This is a genomic window from Bacteroides caccae, assembly GCF_002222615.2.
Lineage (GTDB): Bacteria > Bacteroidota > Bacteroidia > Bacteroidales > Bacteroidaceae > Bacteroides > Bacteroides caccae.
In genome coordinates, this window is sequence record NZ_CP022412.2 from 4,325,728 (window position 1) to 4,347,699 (window position 21,972).

A 21,972-nucleotide genomic window follows, 5' to 3' on the forward strand; every position below is an offset into this window, starting at 1 on the left:
TAAATAGAACAGATTATGATAGCTAGAAAGACTCAAAAGATTATATACAACATTCTGATTCTTTGTTTTCTCATTGGTGGTGCCACTTATGTTTGTTCCCGGTTCATTCATTTGGGAAACATCGAATATACCGACAATGCACAGGTGAAACAACATATCACACCTATTAATACCCGTGTACCGGGATTTATCAAGAAGATATGCTTTGAAGAATATCAGCAGGTACGAAAAGGTGATACGCTCGTTATTATTGAAGATGCGGAATTCCGTCTTCGTGTAGCACAGGCGGAAGCGGATTTGGCCAATGCCACTGCGGGACGGCAGGCAACGACCATAGGCATTGCCACTACCCAAAACAACCTGAGCGTAAGTGACGCAAGTATTGAAGAAGTACGTGTACAAATGGAAAATGCCCAACGTGAACTGAACCGTTTTGAAAAGTTATTGCAGGAAGATGCTGTGACGAAGCAACAATATGATAATGTGCACACAGCTTATGAAACAGCCAAAGCCCGTTACGAACAGGTATCGCGTGCCAAACAATCTACGTCTTTAGTGAAAAGCGAACAGACACATCGCCTAGGACAGAACGAAGCAGGTGTCCGCCTGGCAAAAGCAGCTTTAGAGCTTGCCCGTCTGAATCTTTCCTATACGGTTATCATCGCCCCGTGTGACGGTACCACAGGAAAGAAAGAGATTCTGGAGGGTCAGTTGGTTCAACCGGGACAGACCATGGTGGATATTGTAGACAGCAGCGATTTATGGGTAATCGCCAATTATCGTGAAACCCAGCTTTCCAATATCAGAGAAGGCGCAGATGTGGAAATGACAGCAGATGCAGTGCCGGGCGTCACTTTCAAAGGCATCGTCGAATCCATTTCCGATGCTACGGGAGCGGCTTTCTCAATGATTCCGCAGGACAATGCAACCGGGAACTTTGTAAAGGTAGAACAACGAATCCCCGTCCGCATCAGCCTGAAAGGAAACAAGCCGGAAGATTTAAAACGCTTGCGTGCCGGTTTCAATGTAGAATGTGAGGTGAAATATTAACGTATGGGAGCACCTGTTTTAAATGGCCCTTTCGTGATGCCCATGTTCCGTAGCTTCGTACCGCGGAAGATACAACCGTGGATTTATCTGTTCATTGCCATTACTTTCCAACTTTCGGGCGGGGTCTATTTGGGAGCATTGAACCAGATGATCGGGGGAATGGCGTTGATGCGTGAGGATATATTGATGTGTATGTACGCCAATCTCGCAGGTATGGCTATCTACTTCCCCTTGCTGTTCCGCATGAAGTTCCGTTTTACAAATAAGACGTTGCTCACATCGGCTGCATTGGGGGTATTGGTCTGTAACCTGATTGCTCCGCATATTACTTTCCTTCCGCTATTGTGGTTGATATGTTTCATCGAAGGCATGTGCAAAATCCAGGGAACCTTTGAATGTATGTCCAACATTCAGTTGTGGATGACGCCCAAACGGGATTTTACCGTTTTCTTTCCCTGGCTTCACATCGTCGTCTTGGGAAGCATCCAGTTGTCCGACCTGATAACGACTTATCTGATGTATCATTATCACTGGACATATATGAATCTTTTCATTGCAGGATTGATGATAATAGTCCTGTTGATACAGACCATTTGCGTAAAGCATTTCCGGTTTATGCGCAAGTTTCCGTTGTTCGGCATTGACTGGCTGGGGGCAGCGTTATGGGCGGCATTGCTGGCCGAGATAGCTTTCCTCTTCAACTACGGTGACTGGTATGACTGGTGGAACAGTCCGGTTATCCGTCAGTTGTCGGTAGCTATCCTGATAACCCTGTTTTTTTGCATCTGGCGCATGCTGACTATCCGTCACCCGTTCTTAGAGCCTAAAATGTGGAGTTACCGCTACCTCTTACCTTTATTGGGACTAATCACACTAGTGGAAGCATTTCTGGCAACCGAGCATGTATTGGAAGAAGTTTTTTATGAGGAAGTGATGAAGTATGAGGAGCTGATAAGCGTGCAATTGGCGTGGTTTGCTATTATCGGTATAGTAATCGGCTGCGTATTCTCTTATTGGTGGATGCATATCAAACACTATAATTATGTACGTCTTATCATTGTCGGTTTCTTAGGGCTTATCGGTTATCTGATAGGGTTCTATCTGACAATCTCTACTGATATTCACATCTCACAGCTTTATCTTCCGACAATATGCCGGGGATTCGCCTATGCGGTATTAAGCGCCACCTTTATGGTCTGCCTGGAAGAAATCATGACTTTCCAACATTTTTTCCAATCGTTAAGTGTATTCAATATGCTTCACATGGTAGTCGGCGGTGTATTGGGTTGCGCGATCTATGCACAAGGACTGGCTTATTACGTTCCTGATAACCTGGCACGCTACGGGGCGGCAATCGACCATGTATCATTCAGCAGCAGTCCGTTCAATCTCGGCCATTACATGGAAGAGTTTATCAGTCAGATGATGGAAGTGAGCATCAAGCAGATTTATGGCTGGGTGGCTTATGCCTGTATCTTCTTATTCCTGCTGTTGCTGCTTTATGATTTCCCGGTGCGCCGTTCGTTGAAAAGCATGCCAAGCTGGAAAGAAGTGGCACGTGATGTAAAAAATACATTTTGGCGCACCACACATACACCATCCGAAAAAGAATAAGTAATAGAATTAGAAGCACGGCTGTTTAAGTATCAACCGTGCTTCTTTCAGAAACAGGACACAATTACAGTCAAACTACATATCGACTCATTATTTTAGTCATTTTGCTATAAAATTAATAGAAATTATCTCCGAAAGACGACAGATTCAAACTTTTATTCCTACATTTGCAGCCAAATGATAACTTATTAATAAAAAATACAGATACCATGGCTAAAATAACCAAAGAAGCCGCTTTGCTCTATCACTCACAGGGCAAACCCGGTAAGATCGAGGTAGTTCCTACCAAACCTTACAGTACACAAACCGACTTATCACTTGCATACTCTCCCGGTGTGGCAGAGCCTTGTCTTGAAATAGAGAAGAATCCGCAAGATGCGTATAAATATACAGCTAAAGGCAATCTTGTTGCCGTTATCTCCAATGGTACAGCTGTGCTCGGACTGGGTGACATAGGCGCATTGAGCGGCAAACCCGTAATGGAAGGTAAAGGACTGCTTTTCAAAATTTATGCAGGTATCGACGTGTTCGATATTGAAGTGGATGAGAAAGATCCGGAAAAATTCATTGCAGCAGTGAAAGCTATCGCTCCTACTTTCGGCGGCATCAACCTGGAAGACATCAAAGCTCCCGAATGTTTCGAAATCGAACGCCGCCTGAAAGAAGAACTGGACATTCCCGTCATGCACGACGACCAACACGGAACGGCTATCATCTCCAGTGCCGGGCTGGTGAATGCCCTGCAAGTGGCTGGAAAGAAAATCGAAGATGTAAAAATCGTCGTGAACGGTGCAGGTGCCTCTGCCGTATCTTGTACTAAATTATATGTATCACTGGGCGCACGTCTCGAAAACATCGTCATGCTGGACAGTAAAGGCGTAATCAGCAAGGCGCGTACCGACCTGAACGAACAGAAAAGATATTTTGCAACCGACCGCACGGATATCCATACATTGGAAGAAGCAATCAAAGGTGCAGATGTATTCCTCGGACTATCAAAAGGAAATGTGCTGAGTCAGGACATGGTGCGCAGCATGGCTCCAATGCCTATCGTATTTGCACTGGCAAACCCGACACCGGAAATCTCTTACGAAGACGCTATGGCAGCACGCCCTGACGTATTAATGGCAACCGGACGTTCCGACTATCCGAACCAGATTAACAATGTAATCGGTTTCCCGTACATCTTCCGCGGTGCTCTGGATACGCATGCCAAGGCGATCAACGAAGAAATGAAAATCGCCGCCGTACACGCTATTGCCAATCTGGCAAAACAGCCTGTACCCGACATCGTGAATGCAGCATACCACGTGAACAATCTTTCTTTCGGGCCGGAATATTTCATCCCGAAACCGGTAGACCCACGCCTCATCACCGAAGTTTCCTGTGCCGTGGCAAGAGCTGCTATGGAAAGCGGAGTGGCACGTACCGATATCAAGGATTGGGACGCTTATTGCGTACACTTGCGCGAACTTATGGGATATGAATCCAAACTGACCCGCCAACTGTATGACACCGCCCGCCGCCACCCGCAACGTGTAGTGTTTGCCGAAGGCATTCACCCGAATATGCTGAAAGCCGCCGTTGAAGCGAAAGCCGAAGGTATCTGCCATCCTATCTTATTAGGAAACGACGAAGCAATCGGCAAACTGGCGGAAGAACTCGACCTCAGCCTCGAAGGTATCGAAATCGTCAACCTCCGCCACCCGGACGAATCGGAACGCCGCGAACGTTATGCACGCATTCTGGCAGAGAAACGTTCACGCGAAGGCTTTACTTACGAAGAAGCCAACGACAAGATGTTCGAACGCAACTATTTCGGTATGATGATGGTTGAAACTGGAGATGCCGACGCGTTTATCACGGGACTTTATACGAGATATAGCAACACGATCAAAGTTGCCAAAGAAGTAATCGGCATCCAACCGGGATTCAAACATTTCGGAACCATGCATATCCTGAACTCCAAGAAAGGCACTTACTTCCTGGCAGATACATTGATTAACCGCCACCCGGATACAAACACATTGATTGATATCGCCAAACTGTCTGACAAAACAGTCCGCTTCTTCAATCATACACCGGTCATTTCGATGTTGTCATACTCCAACTTCGGCGCCGACACCGCAGGTAGCCCTGTCAAAGTGCACGAAGCGGTGTCATATATGCAGGAAGAATATCCCGAACTGGCTATCGACGGTGAAATGCAGGTCAACTTTGCCATGAACCGTGAGTTGCGCGACACCAAGTATCCGTTCACCCGCCTGAAAGGTAAAGATGTGAACACACTGATTTTCCCGAACTTGAGTTCTGCAAATGCCGGATACAAATTGCTGCAAGCAATGGACCCTGACACAGAATTTATCGGGCCCATCCAAATGGGATTGAACAAACCTATCCATTTCACCGACTTCGAAAGCTCTGTTCGCGACATCGTCAATATCACCGCCGTAGCCGTGATTGATGCTATCGTAGACAAGAAGAAAAAGGAAAGCAAATGAGAAGGCCGTTATCAAAATCACAAATAGTTTGTATCAGTCTACTTTGGCTGGCTCTTTGCTATTTGGTTCTTACAAAAGCCGAACGAATTGACGGAATGACAGTAGTAATGCTTGTCATTTCGGCAGCATTAGTCTTTATTCCTGTCTATAAGTCGATCAAAAAGAATAAATAAATATCTTTTTTTCTGCTTTTAATGCGATAAAATATCAAATTTGATGTTTTATCGCATTTTTCTTTATAAAATGTTTGCTAGTTCAATTTTTATCTTTACTTTTGCAACCGCATAAGAGAAATAGATAATCGAATTTTAAACAACCAATAAAAGAAAAAAAGATTATGAATGCAGCAAAGGTATTAGACGATCTGAAAAGAAGATTTCCCAATGAACCGGAGTATCATCAAGCAGTAGAAGAAGTACTTTCTACGATTGAAGAAGAATACAACAAACACCCGGAGTTTGATAAAGTAAACTTGATCGAACGTCTGTGTATTCCTGATAGAGTATATCAGTTCCGCGTGACTTGGATGGACGACAAAGGTAACATTCAGACGAACATGGGTTACCGTGTTCAGCATAACAACGCGATTGGCCCGTACAAAGGCGGTATCCGTTTCCATGCATCTGTAAACCTTTCTATCTTGAAGTTCCTTGCCTTTGAACAAACATTCAAAAACTCACTGACTACCCTGCCTATGGGTGGCGGTAAAGGTGGTTCCGACTTCTCTCCGCGCGGTAAGTCAAATATGGAAGTAATGCGTTTCGTACAGGCTTTCATGCTTGAATTATGGCGTCACGTGGGTCCTGAGACTGACGTTCCTGCCGGTGACATCGGTGTTGGTGGTCGTGAAGTAGGTTTCATGTTTGGTATGTACAAGAAACTGACTCATGAATTCACCGGAACATTTACCGGTAAAGGACGCGAATTTGGTGGTTCATTGATTCGCCCGGAAGCTACCGGTTACGGTAACATCTATTTCTTAATGGAAATGCTGAAAACTAAGGGTACTGACTTGAAAGGCAAGACTTGCCTGATTTCCGGTTCCGGTAACGTTGCTCAATACACAGCAGAAAAAGTTCTTGAACTGGGTGGCAAAGTGCTGACCATGTCCGACTCTGACGGTTACATCTATGATCCGGATGGTATCGACCGCGAAAAGCTGGATTATATCATGGAACTGAAAAACCTCTACCGTGGTCGTATCCGCGAATATGCAGAGAAATATGGTTGCAAATATGTAGAAGGAGCTCGTCCTTGGGGCGAAAAAGCAGATATCGCCCTGCCTTCTGCCACTCAGAACGAACTTAACGGCGACGATGCCAAGACATTGGTTGCCAACGGTGTAATTGCAGTTTCCGAAGGTGCCAACATGCCTTCTACTCCGGAAGCAATCAAAGTATTTCAGGATGCTAAGATTCTTTATGCTCCAGGTAAAGCGGCTAATGCTGGTGGTGTATCTGTATCAGGTCTTGAAATGACTCAGAACTCTATCAAACTGAGTTGGAGTGCAGAAGAAGTTGACGAGAAACTGAAAAGCATTATGAAGAATATCCACGAAGCTTGCGTTCAGTATGGTACTGAAGCCGACGGATATGTAAACTATGTGAAAGGTGCTAACGTAGCCGGATTTATGAAGGTTGCAAAAGCAATGATGGCACAAGGTATCGTATAATCAGCCCATAAGATATAAGTAAGCTATAGTTTATTAAAAACTCCCGCTTTCCTAAGGGAAAAGCGGGAGTTTTTTTATACAGTCTCAAAGTATGGTTCCGTAAAAGGTTACGAACTGAACGGTTATATGGGAAATGACAGGATTTTCCCGATATAATACAGAGACTCCATGAAAAATTTCGAATTGTTCATCAAACAGCGACATACATGTTATAAAACAAATCCAGCATACAGAACGGGAGTTGCCATATCATTCTCACAACCCCATTTTTTCTTTTAACATTCAATGTCAATTGATATTCAACTCTTTTATCTACCTTTGCATACGAATAATCCATTAATTCTGAATAAACAGATGAAACTAAGAAATGTATCAGCCGGAATAGTCTTATGTCTGACAATGGTTTCCTGCATCCAAGATGAAGCTTTGAATGTCGAAGCAGCTATAGACGGATGCAGCGGTACTAACATCCAATTATCCACTATTAACCCTAGTAGTAAAACAGCTTCTATTTATGTATCTAAGTCTACAGACTTATCTGCATTAGAAATTAAATTCACATTACCAGACGGAGCTAGTATAGAACCTGTTAATGCAATAGCAAATGATGCTCCTCCCAAATATGACTTTTCTACTTCACAGATCCCCATTACTCCAGAACAAACATTGGAACAGTATCAACGTAAGTTCAGAGTTACATCTGAAAGTGAAACAACTGAAGCTGTCTATACCATTACTGTAATCAAATCTGAACTTCCTACAAATTTCCATTTCGAAAACTTAGTAGATGGAAGTTCCGATTACCATGAACTTTATGAATTTAATCAGCAACAAGGAGAAACGCTCCAATGGGCGAGTGGAAATCCGGGCTTCAAACTTACCGGTATGGCAAAGTCCCCCTTTGATTACCCAACTTTACAAACTGAAGGTTATATAGGTAAAGGTATTCGACTAGAGACAAAGAGTACAGGAGATTTTGGCGAAAAAGTTAAGATGCCAATTGCAGCAGGTAACCTTTTCATCGGTACATTCATAGTAAAAGATGCATTAAGAGATGCCAAAGCTGCTACAAAATTCGGATTCCCATTTTTCAAACATCCAAAAACATTAAAAGGATATTATAAATTTCAACCTGGCACTGTTTATATTTCGGGCACTGATGAAAACCGAAAGCCTATAATAGATCCTTCAATGGAAGGAAAGGATAAAGGTGATATATATGCCGTCTTATACGAAGCTGACGATGTGGAAGATTTCCTTGATGGATATAATTCCCTAAATTCCAATAAGATTATAGCTCTTGCAAGAATTCCGTCAATAGAAAAGACGAGTGAGTGGAAACAGTTTGAATTACCTTTTGAATATAAAAAAGCAATAGATGAATCAGCTCTCAAGGAAGGTAAATACAAACTCGCTGTTGTATTCTCTTCCAGCATAAATGGAGCAGAATTTAAAGGTTCAGTAGGAAGTACTTTGTGGATAGACGAGGTAACTATTCAGTGTAAAGAAGACAACGAATAATAACTTAAAAAGTAATTTATATATGAATAAATATATATTGGCTAGTATTGTTATCCTTTTTTGCAGTATCAGCCAAATCAATGCACAATCGTCCGAACACAAAGGACTACTATGGTCTTCTCTTCATGGACTAGACTATCAATTCAAAGCAGGTGTAAATATCGGTGGGACATCTCCTCTTCCCCTTCCCGAAGAAATCAGAAGCATCGAAAGCTATTCTCCCGGACTTGCTATTACTCTGGAAGGTAATGTAACAAAATGGATAGATGTCCAAAAGAAATGGGGAGTTAGTTTAGGAGTACGTCTTGCTAACAAAAACATGACTACCGAGGCTCTAGTGAAAAACTATGGTATGGAAATATTCAACGACATAGGCGGAAAAGTAGAAGGACTTTGGACAGGAGGAGTCAAGACTAAAGTCAAAATGTCTCTTTTGACAATACCCATATTAGCCAACTACAAAATCAGTGATCGCTGGAAATTGGTTGCGGGGCCTTATCTATCATATATGATGGATGGTGATTTCTCTGGACATGTTTACGAGGGCCATCTCCGCTCCCCGGATGCTACTGGTAGCCGCGTTAATTTCGAGGGTGATAATATAGCAACTTATGATTTCTCTAGCAGTCTACGCAAATTTCAATGGGGATTACAGCTAGGCGGAGAGTGGAAAGCCTATAAACACCTAAATGTGTACGCTGACCTAACATGGGGACTAAACGATATTTTCAAGAAAGACTTTACTACAATTTCGTTTGCTATGTATCCTATTTATTTGAATATAGGATTTGGATATGCATTCTAAAGATAAGTACACAGGGAATCTCCTATGTAAAACCGAAATATTATTTTAAGAGAGTATACAAAAAGAGGCTGTCTCAAAATAGAAAAATTGGATAGACTTACTTATAATCTATAAGTTACGATATAAAAATCTCCTGTTTTAGCTTTCATCTATCTTAATGATATGGCTAAAACCAGGAGATTTTTTACTTTTAAGTTTCAATCTATAAGATTTTTGCTTTAGCAATTCTATTTTGAGACAGCCTCTTTTTAGTTTAGTTTTCAAGCGAAAGGAAGCTATATTTAATTTAACAAAAGAAAACCTCCAACAGAAAAAATTATTCAGTAGGAAAGGAATATATTTATAATTTCACTCATTACCGTACGGAGACGAATGAAATGCTATAATAGTTTGCAACATTGCTTTTGCAGCCTATAACTCTTTGATTTCATCAAGAGACAGTCCTGTGTATTTGGATATGAAATCAACCGCTAATCCGTCCGACTTCATTTTTCGGGCAACTTCAAACTTCTCTTGCTCGATACTTTTTTCAATCCTCTGCGTTCCGCACTGTTATACAACGTCTTTTCCACGCTGATAATGTCCCAAAAATTTTCATATCCCAGCAGTTGCGCATCGGTAAAAGCTGATTCCTCCAATGCATTAATAGCTTTTTTCACTTCCGGATTATCTATCAAATCTTCGGGCACTTCGCGAGTGTTTTCGTTGATTTCGGTCAGATAGCGTAACCACAACACTTGCATCTTCTTTTCACTATATGTATGCGGGCTGAACTTGGGTAGTTCTACGAATATCAAATGCAGGCCATCAATCACTCTATCGGTATTCTCTTCATGAACCAGACGATAATAGTGATAGAAAACCGGTAATTCAGATTCAAACATTTCGTTCACTAGATTGAGCGAATACACAGGTTGAAGCAGTTCATATTACTCGCCCGAATTGATTTGGCGTACGTATGCTTTGGAAGCATTGAGCAATACACGCTGCTTGAATTCCAGAGACCAGATCATCTGCATCTCAGCAATAAACTACTGCCTTCCGAACTTATCCTTGCAACGCACGTCCACAATGCTGTTTTTACGCAATGGATTATCCGGCACAATTTCGGCAGGAAGATATTCAATATCAGTAATCTCCTGACCGACAGAAATGGGAAGCAAGGCGTTAAGCAAGCTCATCACTAAATCGGGATGCTCACCAAATACACGTTTAAAAGTCAAGTCCGCCTTTGGATCTAAGTATTTCATAATCTCATTATTTCTTTTTTAGACATACAAAAATAAAGTTTATTTTTCTAATAAAAGAGAAGAAAGGAGATATTTGCCCCGATAGGGCACGGCTTTTTCATTTAAGAAATATTGTTCATCGCTTGTTATTGTAGTAAAAATCCTACTGCGCAGCGATGCGGAAACACCGCCTTAGGTGTTTCTTCTTATCGTTCATTTTTGACGGGATACTATCTCCTTGTGTTGATGGTTTGAATTATCTGCATATTTGGAAGAAATGAAAAATGTTATCTTATATTACTTCGTAAACGAATGCACTTTTCGATGCTCCTCTATTCTATAATACAGTTTTCTCTATTTTTACAACCAGCTATTCCGCTATTAATAAACTTGATTTCTGTTTATAATAAACTTTTGGATAGTTTATTATAAACGGTATCCGAATTTATTAAAAACTATTTTTCCCGTTTTTCGGAAATGGATTAAATGTTTAAAGTAAAAATATAAACAAAATAGGGCAATAATCGTTAGACTATTACCCTATATCATATCTATCCTGATACTAAAATATATCAGTCGGAATGTTATTTATGTATCTATTGTTCTTATATTTCTCATACTGTTTATCACTTTTATTTTTTCAAAGATACAAAATAAAAAGTCGTTTGTCAAGTATTTCAGAAGAAAAGCAGACTATTCATGCACGGCTGAGATAATAAGGGGCTATCAGTAAGCTTCACTAACGTGTTGCATTTTCTGGCTCAAAAAGGAGAAAAATTCAGATTTGAGATATTCGTAAATCAGTGATTATCAATAACGGGAATTCCTCTCATGCCGCATTGGCATGGATGGGGGAATCGAACGACTAATTCAAAGCTTAAATGAAAAAGCCGTGCCGATAGGGTACACATTATCTTATAAAAAAAGCCGGAATGCATTCTACATTCCGGCTTTTTTTATAAGATATGAATTGATTTATTTTTTATATATTACTTCTATATCATCTACCCATAATTTACTCTCTGGAGCTCCCCAAAATTTATCTCCTTCTTTACTAGATGAACAAACAATAGCAAAACGATATTTCTGATTTATATCAAACTCTGCGTCACCATAATCTAAAGTTATAGTAAATTCTTTCCATTGTCCGTCAGTACTTCCTCCTTCAACTCCTCCTTTTGCTACAACACGACTAGAAGTATAAAAATTATTATCACCAGATTCTCCTGTCAGATAATCTGAAAAACCAGTCTCATCATATTCTTCTGTAGTATATAAAGATACCTTTATAGAATATTGATCAGCATATTCACCTTTAGATACATCTATGGTAGCTTTATCAGTTGCATCTGATTCACATGTATAGAAATCCTTACCTGATTCATATTTATACCATCCCTTTACTGCAACTGGTCTTCCTAAAGAATTATTAAATTGATTACCAAATTTTGTACTATTCAGAGTATTACCCGCATTAGTACTCCATGTCCCTAGAAATAGAGAGCCTGTTGTTATTGTAGGTATCAAACCTCCAACACCACCTTTGGAATTTATAGTTCTAAGTAATGCACTCTTACCATTATGACCTTCACTTTCTTCAGTAACTAACCAACCACTTACTCCTAACATAGGTTTAAACATTCCCATTTCTACTATGCCATAATTACTTGTACACCATCCTGTTGGAGTAGTAAAGGTTTCCTCATTCCCCAACATCGGTTTATGTGTAACAGGATCCCACTCTTCAAAATCATAACTAACTACAAAAGCACGTCCTGAAATAGAAGCCGTATAAATTTTAGAACTTCCATCTTCAGCTACGACAGTAAAAATAGCCTTATTTGAAGAAAAATCCACAGTTGCACCACTTGCAGGTGTTACAGTTGCTTTAGCAGAAACTTCAATAGTAGGCACCAATTTCTTCAAATCATCTGTTGTTACATCTTTTAAAACCTCAAAAACAATAGTCCCGTCTTCTTCATTGACTATTGGTTCTGAAAAAACGACAGCATTAGCTTCAACAGATTTATCAAAAGTAAAACTCAAAATTTTAGCCTCAGTACTTTCTGTTCCAGCCAACTTAGTTCCCTTATAATCAACCTTAACCTGCAATGTTCCACCACCAACTTTAACGTCGACAATCATTGCAAGATTTCCACTACCAATAGTACCGGAAACCGCTACATCACAGTCTCCTACTAAAAGAGTCATCTTTTGATTACCAGAAAACTTATAAGAAGTACCTTCTACCGTTACAGGACAGTTTTCCACAGCAATAGTACCAAGATTAAGTTCCTCACTACCTAAAAAGAAAACAAAATCTCTCAATTCTAATTTAACAGCAGTATCAGAAGCCTTAGTTACATAGACTTTTTGGGATAAACCGGAAGCTATTGGATCTGGCACGCCAACATAATATACATCCATTGTCCCTTTATAATCACCTGCTATCTCTTGCTCAATAGGAATAACTGTCGGAGTATCATCACCATCGTCATCACTACAAGATGTAAACAATGTCACTGTACACAATACAGCAAACAGATAATAAAATAATCTCTTGTTCATTTCTAAATTCTCTTTTTAATTAATAAAAGCAAATGCGTGATATTCCCATCGCACACAAATGCCAAAATTTCACAGGCGCAAAGTAACTATTATTTTCACACACCTGCAAGGTCTATTTTTCTTGTTTCTGTTCTATTTTTAAAGAAAAGCGCCTAAAATATCTTATAAGATACCGTTTTACGAGTCAAAATTATAATTTTTGAAAAGAAAAACAGCCCATTAATCATAATCCATATATCTTTGTATAAAGTAAAAAGTGTGAGAAATGAAAGAACTACCCAAAATAGATTTACCCGAAGAATGGCTCATAGGTACAGGAGTAAACAAGGCATTGCTTAGCTTGTATACCAACTTTCCTTGCCGACTGAAATCGGAAATATTCGTGCTATGCATGGAGGGAGAAATCGAAGCCTCGGTCAATCTAAATCGCATAACAGTACGGGCTAATGACTTCGTTACAATTATGCCCGGAAGTATTCTTCAGATACACAGTGTCAATGGAGAACCGATACTTTATTTCGGAGGCTTCTCATCAAAATACATAGAGCAAGCCAATTTACTTCCTTCGGCTATCAACACCCTATTTATAACGATAGGTCGACCGGTTATTTCATTAAAGCCGGAAGGAGCCAAACTACTGGCAGAATACTTTCAATTCTTGATAAAGCTATATGATTTTTTCGACGAATCAACCCGCAAAGGAATTACTCCGCACTTGTATAATAATATACATACCGGAATAGCTGCCATGTATAACAACCAGCTACAAAACACGAAAGAGTATTCGTCTAAAAGCGAGTTAATCTACAAAAACTTCACTCAACTGGTGATACAAAATTACAATAAGACGCGCAATGTAGCATGGTATGCCGAGAAACTCAAAATATCAAATATTCACCTCTGTACTACTGTAAAGAAAGTGACAGGAAACACCTGTGTCGAAATCATCTCACACATGGTAATTATGGATGCCAAATCACAACTGAAATCGACCAATATCCCCATCCAGGAAATTTCCAACTCACTCAATTTCGCCAACACATCATTCTTCGGCAAATACTTCAAACGATATGTTGGCATGAGTCCATTAGCATATAGGAATAGCGGATAAACAACATCGGTCTTAATTAACAGAATCAATTAATCTTCCGGCCTTAAAACGACACCCAGTTTTTTCTTTCCGTCCATCTTGACTATCATCGGCTTCTCAAAACGGACATGACGCAAGAATTTCGTTTCGTCTACCGCCGGTTGGGCATTAAGGAAATCCTGATCGTAAACACCGTCATTCATAAAAGCGTTGATAGTGAAATAGCCTACTCCGAAAGAAGTCAGGTTCTGGAAGAAGTGTGTGCCTTGACTCGGATCTACGCGGTAATTAGTCAAACCGGCTTCCACTATCACACGGGCAGCAGAAATATGCGGCCATTTCACCGGAATACCCAACCATGTATCGCTGCTTCCCCAACGTCCCGGACCGACAAGTACATAATTCTTACCTTCATTCAGGAACTGCCGGTTGATTTTTTCTATTTCCCAAGCAATAGCCTGATTGTTCGAAGCACTGTAACCCTCAGTCTTTACATAGACAATATCGTGAATTTCGTTCATAATGCCATGTCCCAACGAATTATAAGAACGAAGGATAACGTCCTCATCCCGTATCTCATTCAAATCTTCGTCCAACATTTCCTTACTATCCACAATCGGCCGGATCTGTAACAAATAAAATGTGCCTGTCTTATCCTGTTCGCGACTCATGGTAGCCGCAAACTCAATTTCAACCGGACGGCGCATTTCCTGTTCGCCATACTTCAGCACTAATTGAAGAATCCGAGGCAACGGGAATACATCATGTTGCAGAATGTTTGCAAACGTAATCACCTTGCGTCCGCCCGGATACAAACCGTCACGGATAACCTGATCGTAAGGATCGTATGTAGAAGCAATATACCGCAAAGCTCCATCGTTTTCCGCCTCTTTCACATGAAGTTTCAACAAATTGAAGCCATCATCGATAGAGAAATCATGCCCTGCATTCTTCAAATCCAAGGCATAGAAGCGGGTCTGGGTTTCTTTCAGAGCTATTTCCATTTCGCTGGTCTGTAACACCTGATTGGGGTGATAAGGAGAGAAACGAAGCGTCATACCGCCGTCTACAATATATTTTCCCAATCCCAGTGCCAGATTGACGGTTCCTTCCTCCGCTTTTTCATCACCCAACGGATAATAATTCAGCGAACGAGCCACACCGGACATGGATGGATAATAACGGTCACCATACTGATTGCCGACTACTTCCTGCAAAATAACGGCCATTTTTTCCTGATCGATCACATTCGATGTAGCCTGCATATAGGCTTTACTATCCCGAAAATAAACAGAAGCATAAACGCCTTTGATTGCATCGGAAAGCATACGCAACATTTCATACCGATCGTCCAGATAAGGAATCATATAAGTGTTATAGATTCCGGCAAACGGCTGATAGTGAGAATCTTCCAACAAAGAAGAAGAACGGATAGCAATAGGCGATTTCACCACATCAAAGAAAGTAAAAAAGTCCTCTACCAGTCTGTCCGGCAATTTTGCTTTCAGGAAATATCGCAATATCGTATCATCATCCGCATCCGAAAGCGCAATCTGATACAGATTGTTAATGTCCATAAATTCATCGAATACGTCCGTACAAAGCACCACTGTCTTAGGAATGGCAACACGGGCATTCTCAAACTCTTCAAATTCGGGATAACGTTTCACCATATTATCTATAAAAGCCAAACCGCGTCCCTTTCCTCCCAACGAACCGTCACCGATACGGGCAAAGTTGGAATAACGGTCGAAACGGTCACGTTTAAAGACGGCAACCACTCCCTGATTCTTCATTTTACGGTATTTCACAATCGCTTCAAAGATAATCCGGCGATGCGCATCCACGTCCTGAAGGCTGCTCCATGTAATAGGTTTCAAAAACTCTGCCACCGGGAACATGGCGCGTGAATAAAGCCAGCGTGACACATGATTCCGGCTAATATGATACAAGAAAGACTCGGCAGGCACAGCGAACAGGATATTCTGCAATTCTTTCAGATTACGTACACGGGCAATCTCCTCCCCTGTCTCCGGATTACGGAACACAAAGTCGCCGAAACCAAAGTTATCAGAAACGATACGCCGCAGGTCGACGTCCATTTTCTTGGAGTTCTTGTCGATAAAACTAGCGCCATACTTTGCTGCATACGAAGCGTTCTCTGATTCGGAAGACTGGATAATCAACGGTACAAACGGATCATTCTTACGTATCTCAGCGCATAACTTAATACCCGCCAGACCGTCTTTTTCGCCACGCTCCACCTTCGGGAAACGTACGTCTGTGATAACACCTAATATATTGTTCTGATATTTACGATAGACCTCCATTGCCTCTTGATACGTGCGTGCCAGAACGATTTTAGGACGTCCACGCATACGGAGTGTACGCTGATGCGCATTCAACGCCTCGGTAGAAAATTCCTGGCTTTGCTTTAGCACGAATTTATACAAGTTGGGAAGAATGGAGGAATAGAAACGGATACCGTCTTCCACCAAAAGAATCAACTGTACACCGACTTCCTGCACATCATGTTCCAGATTCATCTTATCCTCCATTAACTTAATGATAGAAACCAACAAATCCGTATTACCCAGCCAGCAGAATACGTATTCGAACGCACTCAGATCTTCGTTGATAATCCTCTTTGTAATACCATGGCTGAAAGGAGTCAGAATGACAATAGGAATATGCTCATATTTCTCTTTAATGTGACGGCCGATGTCGAAACTGTCATTATCACCCGTACTCGGCATACAAATCACCAGGTCGAACGACATATTCTCTAATTGCGTCAAAGCCTCTTCCTCCGTAGATACTTGTGAGAAACGCGGCGGATAACGCAAGGACAAAGAGGTGTATTCATTGAATATCTTTTCATCAATACGTCCGTCATCTTCCAACATGAAAGCGTCATAAGGGTTGGCTATTAACAACACGTTGAAAATCCGCCTGGTCATCAGGTTGGCGAACTGCGTATCTTTGAAGTAAAGCTGGTTTAATTTATATTTACTGAGCATAAAATTATTCTCCTTTCTTATTCCAAATCATCATGTTTCCAAAATCCGGTTTGCAAAGTTAATTTTTTAAATCTCATTTTCTATCATCTTCTTTATAAAGTTTACTTGCTTATCTCTTATTATTTTGTAGATTTGTAACATTAAGTTTATCCTCAATTTTTTTATTCACATGAAAAAAGTAGCATTATTAATGTGCGAATACTATAAGCTCCTTAGCTAGTATCCCCAACTCTATCATTTTATCATTATTTAATCAAAATATAGTCATAAAATCAATCACATTTGAAAACTTTTCCTATATTTGCAGTATAGTTAGTTGACATTTTATCAGAACAACCTTTTTAAAAACATACTATTATGAACATCCAGAAAATCATGTCCTCTTTGGAAGCAAAACATCCCGGTGAGTCTGAATATCTTCAAGCAGTGAAGGAAGTACTTCTTTCTATCGAAGACATCTACAATCAACATCCTGAATTTGAAAAAGCCAAAATCATCGAAAGATTGGTAGAACCAGACCGTATTTTTACTTTCCGTGTCACTTGGGTAGACGATAAAGGAGAAGTTCAAACAAATCTCGGCTATCGCGTACAATTCAACAATGCGATTGGTCCGTACAAAGGTGGTATTCGTTTCCATGCTTCGGTCAATCTTTCCATCCTTAAATTCCTCGGATTCGAACAGACGTTCAAAAACGCGCTGACTACCCTGCCTATGGGCGGAGGTAAAGGTGGTTCGGACTTCTCTCCACGTGGAAAGAGCGATGCTGAAATTATGCGTTTCTGCCAGGCATTTATGTTGGAATTGTGGCGCCATTTAGGTCCGGATATGGATGTGCCTGCCGGTGACATTGGCGTGGGCGGACGTGAAGTAGGTTATATGTTCGGTATGTACAAAAAGCTGACCCGCGAATTTACCGGAACATTTACCGGTAAAGGACTGGAATTTGGCGGTTCGCTGATTCGTCCCGAAGCTACCGGTTTCGGTGGTTTATATTTTGTCAATCAAATGTTGCAGACAAAAGGAATTGATATTAAAGGTAAGACTGTTGCCATCTCCGGTTTTGGTAATGTAGCCTGGGGAGCAGCTACGAAAGCTACCGAGTTGGGTGCAAAAGTTATCACAATCTCGGGCCCGGATGGATACATCTACGACCCGGACGGAATCAGCGGCGAAAAGATAGACTATATGCTCGAGTTGCGTTCTTCGGGTAATGACATTGTAGCTCCTTACGCTGAACAATATCCGAATGCTACATTCGTAGAAAGCAAACGCCCATGGGAAGTAAAAGCAGACATTGCACTTCCATGCGCAACTCAAAACGAATTAAATGGAGAAGATGCACAAAATCTCATAAAAAATGACGTACTTTGTGTCGGAGAAATTTCTAACATGGGATGTACTCCCGAAGCAATCGATTTATTTATCGAACATAAAACGATGTATGCTCCGGGTAAGGCAGTCAATGCCGGCGGTGTTGCCACTTCCGGCCTGGAAATGTCTCAAAACGCAATGCACCTGAGCTGGAGCGCTGCCGAAGTAGATGAAAAGCTTCATGCGATCATGCACGGCATCCATGCCCAATGCGTGAAATACGGCACAGAACCCGACGGATATATCAATTATGTGAAGGGTGCTAATATTGCCGGATTTATGAAAGTAGCTCACGCAATGATGGGGCAAGGCGTTATTTAAAAAGACTTTGTTTAGTTGTATTTGTATTTGTGGTTTTGCGCTACTCGCCTCCTGTGACAGGACGCGGGTAGCGCTATTTTTTTGAGATTAACATTATTTTCAATGGAATTAATTATCTTTGTGGCATAATAAGGTAAATAATAGATTATGAATTTGTTGTTCACAGTAAACAACTCACAATTAATGATTTACTATTAGCAATTGTGTAATTATTAATCATGTAACAAATATAAAATGCTACAACCCGAATTAAAACTTCGCCGCGATAAGATTCGCAGTCTGATGGCGTTACAGGGCATTGACGCCGCACTTATTACTTGTAATGCTAATTTAATTTACACGTATGGTTGCGTAGTCAGTGGTTATCTCTATCTCCCACTACACTCACCTGCTTTACTGTTTTTTAAACGTCCCAACAATATCACAGGAGAACATTCATTCTCAATCCGCAAACCAGAACAAATTGTAGATTTGCTAAAAGAAAAAGGATTGCCCATGCCTGCCAAGTTAATGTTGGAAGGTGACGAACTCCCTTACTCGGAATATTGCCGGTTGGCAAGCTTGTTTCCTGAAACGGAAGTAGTCAACGGCACTCCGTTAATCCGCCAGGCACGTAGTGTAAAAACTGCCATTGAAATTGAAATGTTCCGTCGTTCGGGCATTGCTCACGCCAAAGCCTACGAACAAATCCCCAGCGTATACCGCCCCGGCATGACGGACATCGAATTTTCTATCGAAATCGAACGTCTGATGCGTCTGCAAGGCAATTTGGGAATCTTCCGCGTTTTCGGACGTAGCATGGAAATCTTCATGGGTAGCGTGCTGACCGGAGACAATGCCGGATACCCCTCTCCATACGACTTTGCTTTAGGTGGCCAAGGCCTCGACCCTGCCCTGCCGGGAGGGGCGAATAAAACCCCACTGAAAGAAGGCCAGAGTGTAATGATTGACTTAGGCGGCAACTTCAATGGATACATGGGTGACATGAGCCGTGTATTCTCTATTGGGAAATTACCGGAGGAAGCATATGCTGCTCATCAGGTCTGCCTGGATATTCAGGAAAAAATCGCTTCTATCGCCAAGCCGGGTATTCCTTGCGAAACCCTTTACAACACTGCCATAGAAATGGTGACTGCTGCCGGATTTGCAGATAAATTTATGGGCACGCAACAGCAGGCCAAATTTATCGGTCACGGTATCGGACTCGAAATCAACGAGGCACCCGTCTTAGCTCCCCGCATGAAACAAGAACTGGAACCGGGAATGGTCTTTGCTCTTGAGCCTAAAATCGTTCTTCCGGGTATAGGTCCGGTAGGAATAGAAAACTCTTGGGTAGTAACGAACGAAAGAATAGAAAAACTGACGAACTGTAACGAAGAAATTATTGAATTGAAATAGTTTATATTCAAAAAATATGCTGACAAATCCGGGATATATCAATTAATGCCAAAAAACAACTTCCGGGGTATTAATATAAAGCAACTTTACTCTCTATTTTTTTTAAAGAATGAGAATAAAGTTGCTTTCAATGATTAAATATACTATATTAGCGTCTTAAAAACACATGGACAATAAAAAATTAAACACCTTAATCAATATAAATTTAATAAAACAATGAAACAACCTTTGCTTTTTACCCTTTTATCTTCTGCTGCCTGTGTGGCCACAGCCGCAGACAAAGCCCCCAAACAAACCACCCCCGAAAAAGCAAAAACACCCAACGTTGTGTTTATCTATGCCGACGATCTCGGTTATGGAGATTTGGAATGTTACGGAGCTAAAAACGTACAAACTCCCAATGTCAACAGATTAGCAAAATCAGGTATTCGCTTTACTAATGCCCACGCCACCGCTGCAACCAGTACCCCTTCCCGTTATTCCATGCTGACAGGAGAATATGCTTGGCGCAAAAAAGGAACAGACGTAGCTGCCGGAAATGCCGGCATGATTATCCGTCCCGAACAATATACCATGGCGGATATGTTCAAAAGTACCGGTTATGCTACCGGAGCTATCGGAAAATGGCACTTGGGATTAGGAGACAAAGCCGGTACACAAGATTGGAACGCTCCACTGCCATGTGCATTGGGAGACTTAGGATTTGACTACCATTACATTATGGCAGCTACCGCTGACCGTGTACCTTGCGTATACATTGAAAACGGGAAAGTAGCCAACTACGATCCTAGTGCACCTATCGAAGTAAGCTATCAAAGAAATTTTGAAGGTGAACCTACCGGAAAGAGCAATCCGGAAATGCTTTATAACCTGAAACCTAGTCACGGACACGATATGTCTATCGTCAATGGCATTTCCCGCATCGGCTTTATGAAAGGTGGAGGTAAAGCTCTTTGGAAAGACGAAAACATTGCTGACTCTCTGACAACACATGCCATTCAGTTTATTGAAGAAAATAAGGATAAACCTTTCTTCCTTTATTTTGCAACAAATGATGTACACGTTCCTCGTTTCCCCCATGACCGTTTTAGAGGAAAGAACCCAATGGGACTGAGAGGTGACGCCATTGTACAATTCGACTATTGTGTCGGTGAAATTCTGAATACACTTGAAAAACTAGGCTTGAGAGAAAACACATTAATTATTCTTTCAAGTGACAACGGCCCGGTAGTTGACGACGGATATGATGATAAGGCGGAAGAACTCCTTAACGGACACAGCCCTGCAGGACCATTAAGAGGTAATAAATATAGTGCATTTGAAGGAGGGACCCGTATCCCGGCTATCTTAAGCTGGCCGAAAGAAGTGAAAAAAGGTAAAACATCGGATTTGTTGGTTTCTCAGGTCGATTGGTTAGCTTCACTGGCTTCTCTGACCGGAGCTGTTATGCCCAAAGGCACTGCACCTGATAGTTACAACTTCCTGGGAAGCTGGCTAGGCAAAGAAAAGAAAGACCGTCCGTGGGTAATCGAACAAGCTTCCAATCATACACTATCTGTCCGCACAAAAGATTGGAAATATATCGAACCGAATGGGGGACCGAAAATGATCCAGTGGGGACCGAAAATCGAAACCGGTAACTCAAAAGAACCGCAACTGTATAAAATGGAAGAAGTGAAAGAAGTAACTAATTATGCTTCTCAAATGCCAGAAAAAGTGGCAGAGCTACAAACTATCCTTCAGGGTGTACGCGAAGGAAAAGACCTTATCGGCAAATAATTTAAACAACCCATACAACATTTAATTACG

The 21,972-nt window shown here is 41.3% G+C and carries 13 protein-coding genes and 1 pseudogene; 11 read left to right on the forward strand and 3 right to left on the reverse strand.

What is annotated here, in order from left to right; translation table 11 throughout:
* The first annotated feature begins 15 nt into the window (after positions 1-15).
* From CGC64_RS17665 to CGC64_RS17695, 7 genes are all read left to right on the forward strand, one after another.
* Positions 16-1,050: an HlyD family secretion protein gene (locus CGC64_RS17665; RefSeq protein WP_005679526.1), complete on the forward strand. Its 1,035-nt coding sequence runs from the start codon at positions 16-18 to the stop codon at positions 1,048-1,050.
* A 3-nt stretch (positions 1,051-1,053) separates the two neighbouring features.
* Complete coding sequence (locus CGC64_RS17670) at positions 1,054-2,664, forward strand: hypothetical protein (protein WP_005679527.1); 1,611 nt, start codon at positions 1,054-1,056, stop codon at positions 2,662-2,664.
* Positions 2,665-2,873: 209 nt separating this feature from the next.
* A complete protein-coding gene (locus CGC64_RS17675; protein WP_005679528.1) occupies positions 2,874-5,165 on the forward strand; it encodes an NADP-dependent malic enzyme in 2,292 nt (763 codons plus the stop codon).
* Positions 5,162-5,338, forward strand: a complete 177-nt coding sequence (locus CGC64_RS17680) for a hypothetical protein (RefSeq protein WP_005679529.1) — start codon at positions 5,162-5,164, stop codon at positions 5,336-5,338. The genes CGC64_RS17675 and CGC64_RS17680 overlap by 4 nt, the downstream gene beginning before the upstream one ends.
* 164 nt (positions 5,339-5,502) lie before the next feature.
* The gene (locus tag CGC64_RS17685) at positions 5,503-6,837 is read left to right on the forward strand and encodes an NADP-specific glutamate dehydrogenase (protein WP_005679530.1); all 1,335 of its coding nucleotides are present in this window, start codon (positions 5,503-5,505) and stop codon (positions 6,835-6,837) included.
* 354 nt (positions 6,838-7,191) lie between these two features.
* Positions 7,192-8,358, forward strand: coding sequence for a PCMD domain-containing protein (locus tag CGC64_RS17690; RefSeq protein WP_022042252.1), 1,167 nt, complete (start codon positions 7,192-7,194; stop codon positions 8,356-8,358).
* A gap of 22 nt (positions 8,359-8,380) precedes the next feature.
* The gene (locus CGC64_RS17695) at positions 8,381-9,163 is read left to right on the forward strand and encodes a porin family protein (RefSeq protein ID WP_005679532.1); all 783 of its coding nucleotides are present in this window, start codon (positions 8,381-8,383) and stop codon (positions 9,161-9,163) included.
* A gap of 411 nt (positions 9,164-9,574) precedes the next feature.
* Here CGC64_RS17695 and CGC64_RS19210 read toward each other — a convergent pair.
* Together CGC64_RS19210 and CGC64_RS17715 are read right to left on the reverse strand one after the other, a co-directional pair.
* A pseudogene (locus CGC64_RS19210) lies at positions 9,575-10,413 on the reverse strand (Rpn family recombination-promoting nuclease/putative transposase).
* A 954-nt stretch (positions 10,414-11,367) separates the two neighbouring features.
* Positions 11,368-12,960, reverse strand: a complete 1,593-nt coding sequence (locus CGC64_RS17715) for a PCMD domain-containing protein (protein WP_005679536.1) — start codon at positions 12,958-12,960, stop codon at positions 11,368-11,370.
* A 265-nt stretch (positions 12,961-13,225) separates the two neighbouring features.
* Between CGC64_RS17715 and CGC64_RS17720 the strand changes: the two genes are divergently transcribed.
* Positions 13,226-14,071, forward strand: a complete 846-nt coding sequence (locus CGC64_RS17720) for a helix-turn-helix domain-containing protein (protein ID WP_005679538.1) — start codon at positions 13,226-13,228, stop codon at positions 14,069-14,071.
* Between the two features lie 29 nt (positions 14,072-14,100).
* On the opposite strand, the gene CGC64_RS17725 is transcribed toward CGC64_RS17720, so the two are convergent.
* On the reverse strand, positions 14,101-17,070 hold the full coding sequence (locus CGC64_RS17725; RefSeq protein WP_005679539.1) for a PEP/pyruvate-binding domain-containing protein: 2,970 nt from the start codon (positions 17,068-17,070) through the stop codon (positions 14,101-14,103).
* Between the two features lie 357 nt (positions 17,071-17,427).
* On the opposite strand from CGC64_RS17725, the gene gdhA reads away from it, so the two are divergent.
* The 3 genes from gdhA (at position 17,428) to CGC64_RS17740 (ending at position 21,942) form a co-directional block, all read left to right on the forward strand.
* The gene (gene gdhA / locus CGC64_RS17730) at positions 17,428-18,765 is read left to right on the forward strand and encodes an NADP-specific glutamate dehydrogenase (protein WP_005679540.1); all 1,338 of its coding nucleotides are present in this window, start codon (positions 17,428-17,430) and stop codon (positions 18,763-18,765) included.
* A 234-nt stretch (positions 18,766-18,999) separates the two neighbouring features.
* Positions 19,000-20,163, forward strand: coding sequence for a M24 family metallopeptidase (locus CGC64_RS17735; protein WP_005679541.1), 1,164 nt, complete (start codon positions 19,000-19,002; stop codon positions 20,161-20,163).
* 216 nt (positions 20,164-20,379) lie between these two features.
* Positions 20,380-21,942 (forward strand): sulfatase family protein, encoded by a 1,563-nt coding sequence (locus tag CGC64_RS17740; protein ID WP_005679542.1) that lies wholly within the window; start codon positions 20,380-20,382, stop codon positions 21,940-21,942.
* The last annotated feature ends 30 nt before the right edge of the window (positions 21,943-21,972 follow it).